Below are 1,816 nucleotides of genomic sequence, written 5' to 3'. Positions count from 1 at the left end.
TCAGCTCTGCCTTGCTCAGGTGCTCAAGCTCGTCCCGTCGCATGCCAGGATCGAATCAGCCAACCCACTCCCGCGCAAGGGGGGTGGGTAATTACCGACCAGGGCCGTCGTGGTTAACCATACCTTCACCCATGGCTATCGCTTCCTGTCCATCCGCTGACTCCCCGTTGCCCGTTGCCCAGAGACTTTCATTCCCCAGTTCCCACCGCTGCTCCAGTCGGCCTCCACACAACCTGTCTCTCCTAACCGGACCACCGCGCTGAGGCGCAGGTTTGGCCGGGGTTTCTGCGGCAACCTTGATGGTTTGACTGCGGAACGGAGCCGGGTTTTGTCTCCGGAATGCCGGAGAGTCTCTGCAGCTTGAGGGTAGGGCGATTTAACCCTCAAGCTTTACTGCATTGAGATTACACGACTTTCGGACGGGATACCGGCACCTTATTCAGCATGGCGACCGCCTGCCGGTCGAAGCCGTGGGCAAATGCCCTTTCTCCGCCCCCAAGCTCTCTCCCGTTGTGGAGCCCCGATAGGCCATCCACGTCCATATCGACGGCACCCTTGTGTTTGGCAGGACTACAGACACCGCTCAGTCGGCCTGCTGATGCGTCTCCACTGCTCGCGGTGCCTTGGGCCGCCGGACCACCAGGGCGATCGCACCCAGCACGCAGGCCAGGGCCGCCACGTCATAGGGGCCAAACGCACGCTGCACGAGGACCGCGCTGCTGGCGACGCCGATGCAGGGCACCACCAGTAGGGAGAGGCTGGCGACGCTGGCCTTCAGCCGCCCCACCACAGGAAACCAGGCGGCGTAGGCCAGCGCATTGGCGAAGACGACCATGTAGAAAAGGCCGAACAACCCGCGCCCCGCATCCGGGTGCAGGTAGGTGTGGTCGTGCAGCACCAGCCACACGGCAATGGCTGGCGGGGTTCCCAGCAGCAGCTGCCACGCGGTGATCAGAAGCACGGGGCTGCGGAAGCGCAACTTCTTGCTGAGCACCGTGCCGGCGCCGAAGGTGGCACCCGCCGCTAGACCTAGCGCCACGCCAAGGCCGCTCGCGCCCTCGGGCCCCGTGGTGCCGGCCAGCACCAGCAGCACGGCGGCGAGCCCGAGGCCGAGTGCCATCAGGGTGCGGCGGTCCAGCCGCTCCCTCAGCACTGGCACCGCGAGCACCGAGGCCCAGAGCGGCATGGTGTAGTTCAGGATGGCAGCCTGCCCCGGCCCGATCAACATCACGCCGGCGATCAGCGCGAAGGGGAAGACCACCATGATCATCAGGCTGAGTGTGAGCACGCCGTACCATTCATCCCGGTAGAGCAGGATGCGCCGGCCTGGGACACGCAGGCAGAGCAATAGCAGCAGAGTCCCGGCACCGGCATTGGCCAGCAGGCGGGCGGTGATCAGGTCCACGGCCTCCAGCGTCCAGGCCATGAATGGATAGCTGAGCCCCCAGCAGAGCCAGACGATGAGCAACAGTAGCCAGGTCACGCGGCTGGCTCGTCGCGTCTGCGGCGTCGCTGGAGAAGCGTGGGCGGGTGTTGCATCCTAACCGCCTTAAACAGGAGGCACCCTGGTGCCAACGCACCAAACGGGACTGATCCGACGGTAGGCTGACCGGGGCTTGTGGTCCACCGCCTGTGGCGATCCGTCAAAGCACTTACGTGGAGGGATCCTCGGCGATCATGCTGAGGAGCGGCAGCACGGCAATCGTGCTCAGCGTGACAGGAGTAATTCCCCACCCCCTCTCTGACTTCTGCGGCGTAGCGGTCAGGCCGTGACAGTCGTCAGGATCGTGCCGAATACGCTAGTGTTCGGCGCGAG

Annotated in this window: 1 protein-coding gene; it reads right to left on the bottom strand. The window is 64.9% G+C overall.

Annotated features, from left to right (window positions below; genetic code table 11):
• Nucleotides 1-583: 583 nt before the first annotated feature.
• Nucleotides 584-1,483: a DMT family transporter gene (locus BLR02_RS28185; protein ID WP_090665492.1), complete on the bottom strand. Its 900-nt coding sequence runs from the start codon at nucleotides 1,481-1,483 to the stop codon at nucleotides 584-586.
• Nucleotides 1,484-1,816: the final 333 nt, after the last annotated feature.

The organism is Belnapia rosea (genome assembly GCF_900101615.1).
Classification (GTDB): Bacteria; Pseudomonadota; Alphaproteobacteria; order Acetobacterales; family Acetobacteraceae; genus Belnapia; species Belnapia rosea.
This window is presented reverse-complemented; position numbering and strand designations above follow the sequence as displayed.